The organism is Neisseria sp. P0021.S006 (genome assembly GCF_051956895.1).
The window spans coordinates 1-5,529 of sequence record NZ_JBQCWZ010000068.1 but is presented as its reverse complement, the minus strand read 5'-3'; the positions used below and the strand labels follow the sequence as shown (position 1 = coordinate 5,529).

The following is a 5,529-nucleotide window of genomic DNA, read 5'->3' as shown; positions in this document are numbered from 1 at the left end:
TCTTCCACGCCGTCTTTCCGGTGGTCAACATACCAAAAAACCTTCTGCTCAGGCTGCACAAGCCGACGCTTTATTGCGCCTGCTCGTTGCTTTTGTCCTGATTGTCATCTTCTTTTCCATCTTGCTGGCGCGGTTCTTTTACTTGCAAGTGACTCAACACAATGAGTTTTCCGGTCAGGCATCGAGTAACCGCATCACCCTGATTCCAACTCCGCCCGTACGTGGCGAAATCGTCGATATCAACGGCGTTCCTTTGGCCAAAAACTATCCAGTCTTTTCGCTCGAAGTTATTCCCAGCCGCATCGAAGGTAAGATGGAAGATGTCATTGAAGCATTGAAAAAATACGTCGATATCACGCCGACAGATTTAAAACGCTTCAAAAAATACCGCGAAAGCTATCGAAAATTTGAAAATATCCCACTCAAGCTCAGGCTGACCGATGAAGAGGCAGCCCGTTTGTCCGTGCATCTGCGCGAATTCAAAGGCGTAGAGGTCAACTCACGCACATTTCGCGAATATCCTTACGGCAAGCTGACCTCCCATTTCTTAGGCTACATCGGCCGTATTAGCGATAAAGACAAAGAAATTCTGGAAGAAGAAGGCCTGACTGCCCTCTATCGCGGCAGTACGCATATCGGCAAATCAGGCTTGGAAAAATATTACGAACACCAGCTTCATGGCATCCCAGGCTATCAGGAAGTCGAAAAAGACGCTTACGGCAATATCGTCCGCATATTGAAAAATGTCCCGTCCAAAATGGGGCAAACCTTGCGCCTAGGCATGGATATCCGCATGCAGCAGGAAGCCGACCGCATCTTGGGCGACCGCCGTGGCGCATTGGTGGCCATCAATCCGCAAGACGGTACTGTTTTGGCATTTGTTTCCAAACCTTCCTTCGATCCCAACCTCTTTATTGATGGCATCGACAGCGACACTTGGAAAATGCTGAATGACGATTGGAAAAAGCCTTTGATCAACCGCGTTACCCAAGGCCTTTATCCGCCGGGTTCTACATTCAAACCCTTTATGGGCATGGCTTTGTTGGAAAGCGGCAAAATCACTCAAAACACCATCGTCCCCGCTCCCGGCGCATGGAGCATACCCGGCAGCCGCCATATCTTCCGCGACTCCGTCCGCAGCGGTCACGGCTCGGCCAACTTGAGCAAAGCCATTCAAGTATCCTCAGATACCTTCTTCTACCGTTTGGGTTACGAAATGGGTATCGATAAAGCCTCTCCGTATCTGGCGCAATTCGGTTTCGGCCAAAAAACCGGCATTGACCTGCCCAGCGAATACGCAGGCGTTTTGCCCAGCCGCGAATGGAAAGCCAAACGCTTTGCCAAATCTTCCGACCCTACCGCCAAAGAATGGCGCGCCGGCGAAATGGTTTCTGTCAGCATCGGCCAAGGCTACAACGCCTACACGCCTTTGCAAATGGCACATGCGACAGCTTCTCTTGCCAATGACGGTGTCGTCCATCAGCCGCATTTGGTCAAAGAAGTATTGGATTTCGGCGCACGCAAAATTACCCGTATCAACCCCAATCCCGAGCGTCAAATTCCGTTCAAAGCAGACAACTTCGAATACGTCAAACGCGCAATGGAAAAGGTATTGAAACCGGGCGGTACGGCGCACCGTATCAGTGGCGGACTCGCCTATACGATGGGCGGTAAAACCGGTACGGCCCAGGTCGTACAAATCAAACAGGGCGGCCGCTACAACGCCGTAGCCCTGCGCGAACAACACCGCGACCACGCATGGTTTATCTCGTTTGCGCCATTGGAAAAACCTGAAATCGCCATTGCCGTTATTTTGGAAAACGGCGGTTGGGGTGCGTATGCCGCGCCATTGGCTCGTGAAATGACTGATTTTTATATGCTTCACGTCAAGCCGCAACAGTTTTCAGACGGCCTTGAGTCAGATTTAGCCAAAACTGAAACAACGGACAAACATCAGCCTATTCCCAGCATTTTCCAATCTGCCTACGGACTGACGCCGACAAGCCCTGCCTCACAGCCGGAGGTTCATCATGAATAACACATCAGCGTGGAAAAATTTCAAATCCACCATTGCAGCCCCGATTGACCCTTGGCTGTTTTTTGCCATGCTCGCCATCTACATCATGAGCCTGTTCCTGCTCTATTCTGCAGACGGGCAAGAGTTCGGACAATTGGAAAACAAAACCATCCATACTGTTTTGGGATTTGCCCTTTTATGGATTATCGCCGTATTCAAGCCGCAAACGGCTGCCAAAGTCGCCCTGCCTGTTTACATTGTCGGCGTATTACTGTTGATTGGCGTCGAAGTCGCCGGCGTTACCGTCAACGGCTCGACCCGTTGGCTGAGTATCGGCTTTACCCGTATCCAACCTTCCGAAATCATGAAAATCGGTATTCCCATGACTGTCGCGTGGTATTTCCAACGCTATGAAGGCCGTCTGAAATGGATACATTATATTGTCGCCCTCGTGCTGATTCTTGTTCCTGTCGCCCTGATTTTGAAGCAGCCAGATCTGGGGACGGCCGCGCTGATTATGGCTTCAGGTATTTTTGTCATCTTCTTTGCCGGACTGCCTTGGAAAGCCATTTTTTCCGCTATTATTGCCTTTGTAGCCGCCTTGCCGCTCTTGTGGAATTACGGCATGCACGACTACCAGAAAACCCGCGTCCTCACCCTGCTCGATCCAACCAAAGACCCGTTAGGTGCAGGCTACCACATCATCCAATCCATGATTGCCATCGGCTCGGGCGGTGTATGGGGCAAAGGCTGGCTCAACGGTACGCAAACCCATTTGGACTATATTCCCGAATCAACGACTGACTTTATTTTCGCAGTATTCGGCGAAGAATTCGGCCTGATTGGTAATATCCTTTTACTGCTGGTTTACCTTATCATTCTGGCACGCGGATTGTGGATTGCCGCGCAAGCTCAATCCCTTTACAGCCGTACTCTGGCAGGCGCGTTGACCATGACCTTTTTCTGCTATGCCTTTGTAAACATGGGCATGGTCAGCGGTATTTTGCCCGTTGTCGGCGTCCCCCTTCCCCTGGTCAGCTACGGCGGTACAGCTACACTTTCCATCATGGTGGTACTCGCCCTGTTGATGGGTATTGCCAATGAACACAAAAACCTCCGCCGTCGTAATATAGACAACGACGACCTAACTGCAAGCAAGGAATAATATGGAATTAGGTGTAGAAATCGGCAAACTTCTCGTTGCACTTCTTGTACTGATCAACCCCTTCAGCGCGCTCTCAATTTATCTTGACCTGACACAAAACCACAGCACCAAAGAAAAGCGCAGAATCGCGCGTACTGCCGCATTGGCTGTTTTCATCGTGATTGTCGTCTTTGCACTGGGCGGCGGTATCTTGTTGAAAGTACTCGGCATCAGCGTCGGCTCCTTCCAAGTCGGCGGCGGTATTCTGGTTTTGCTGATTGCCATCTCCTTAATGAACGGCAACGATAATCCTGCCAAACCCAAAATTGATTCCCATTCAGAAGAACATCAAAGTGCGCAACAAGTCCGCCGCAATGAAAAAGCCATTGCCGTCGTACCCATTGCCATTCCGATTACCATCGGCCCCGGCGGTATCTCTACCGTCATTATTTACTCCTCTGCCGCCAAAAATTACAGCGATATTGCCCTAATTATCATCTCCGGCTTTCTGGTCAGCCTGATTTGCTATCTCATCCTGATCGTTGCCGGACGCATCAGTAAACGCTTGGGCACGACCGGCCTGACCATCCTCAACCGTATCATGGGCATGATGCTTGCTGCCATTTCCGTAGAGATTATTGTTGCCGGCTTAAAATCTATTTTTCCCCAACTGGTCGCTTGAAGTACAATTATCACAATAAAAGGCCGTCTGAAACATTTTCAGACGGCCTCATAAAAACATAAAAACAAAGGAGCCAACCATGTTTCACAGCACCCATGTCTTTACCGGTGAAACCATTTGCCGCCGACCGGCACAAAACTACACTGAATTTACCGACGAATTAAACCGCCTCCAAACCCTTCAGCAAACCTTCGCTCAATCAAGCATTACCGAGCGCACCGCCCTCTTACAGCAATTTGCCGACAGCCTTACCCAAAACCAAGAACGCCTTGCTGAAATGGTTTGCGAAGAAGTCGGACGCTGCCTGCACGAATGCCGTGCCGAAATCAATAAATCCATCGAGCTTATCCGCTACTACGTCCGTCTTGCCCCCGAACTGCTAGCCCATAAAACCATCGCTACCCAAGCCAGCCTCAGCCAAGTCCGCTTCGAACCTTTGGGTGTTGTTTTGGCGGTTATGCCGTGGAACTACCCTGTTTGGCAGATTTTACGATTTGCCATCCCTGCCCTGTGCGCCGGCAATGCCTGCGCAGTCAAACCTGCGCCCAGTGTCGCCCGCGTCAGCGAAACCCTATTCAGCCTTATCCCCGAAGGTTTGCCACTTATCGGCGCATGGTTAAGTCATGAAGACACGCTTAAAGCCATTGAAGATACTGATGCCATGGCATTTACCGGTTCAACCCATACCGGCCGCCTGCTGGCCGCCCATGCAGGCAAACATCTGAAAAAAACCGTCCTTGAACTGGGTGGCAGCAATCCGTTTATCATTCTGCCCGATGCCGATCTGCAACGCGCAGCCATCGATGCCTGCTATTCGCGCTTTCGCGATGCCGGACAATCCTGCAATGCCGCCAAGCGCATTGTTGTTACCCAAGATATTGCCGAACAATTTATTCCGCTCTTCCTTGCCGAGTGTGCCAAACTGCAAACCGGCAATCCCAAAGACTTGAACACCACCCTTGCCCCGCTTCACCGCCAAGACCTGCGTCAAACCGTTCACGAGCAGGTTCAAGATGCGGTTGCACACGGTGCGCAATGCTTGAGCGGCGGCTATATCCCTGAGGGAGAAATCTGGTTTTACCCTGCCACGGTATTGGATCAAGTCAATCCAAACTGCCGCGTTTGGCACGAAGAAGTCTTCGGCCCGGTTGCCATGATCTTACGCGCCGACAATCCGGATCACGCCGTTGCGCTTGCCAATGACACACCTTTCGGCCTCGGCGCCTGTATCTACACAGCCGACACGGCAAACGCATGGCAATATGCCGAAAAAATCCAAGCAGGCTCTGTCTTTATCAACCGCCACACCAGCAGCGACCTGCGCCTCCCCTTTGGCGGCGTCAAAGCTTCAGGTTATGGACGTGAGCTATCAGAATTCGGGCTGTACGAGTTCGTCAACGTCAAAACCTATTGGCAAAAATAAACCGTTTCATTAACTCAGGCCGTCTGAAAACCCAATTTCAGACGGCCTGATGTTGTTTAAAAAACTGGCAAAAATATTGTATTTAATCCCGTATAAACCCTGCAAAATCAAAGCCGCTCAAAAATAGAAACCTATCTTAAAAAGCAATCCATATTCCCCAGTCCATTTTGAAGCAGCAGATTATCATGTTCTTCATTCCGATTGCTGCATTAAGCCATTTCTAAAATACCCAATAAACAAAAATGCCGTCTGAAATACAACTT

At 50.4% G+C, this 5,529-nt stretch carries 4 protein-coding genes; all 4 read left to right on the top strand.

All coding sequences use genetic code 11. The features are described from left to right. The coding region (gene mrdA, locus ACTHUM_RS10435; protein WP_440402850.1) for a penicillin-binding protein 2 at nt 1–2,038 on the top strand (2,038 nt) is incomplete at its 5' end. Continuing rightward, a complete protein-coding gene (gene rodA / locus ACTHUM_RS10430) occupies nt 2,031–3,182 on the top strand; it encodes a rod shape-determining protein RodA (protein WP_049336483.1) in 1,152 nt (383 codons plus the stop codon). The genes mrdA and rodA, both read left to right, overlap by 8 nt. A 1-nt stretch (nt 3,183) precedes the next feature. Then, nucleotides 3,184–3,843, top strand: coding sequence for a MarC family protein (locus ACTHUM_RS10425; protein ID WP_004520122.1), 660 nt, complete (start codon nt 3,184–3,186; stop codon nt 3,841–3,843). A gap of 79 nt (nt 3,844–3,922) precedes the next feature. Further along, the gene (locus tag ACTHUM_RS10420) at nt 3,923–5,266 is read left to right on the top strand and encodes an aldehyde dehydrogenase family protein (protein ID WP_070695497.1); all 1,344 of its coding nucleotides are present in this window, start codon (nt 3,923–3,925) and stop codon (nt 5,264–5,266) included. Nucleotides 5,267–5,529: the final 263 nt, after the last annotated feature.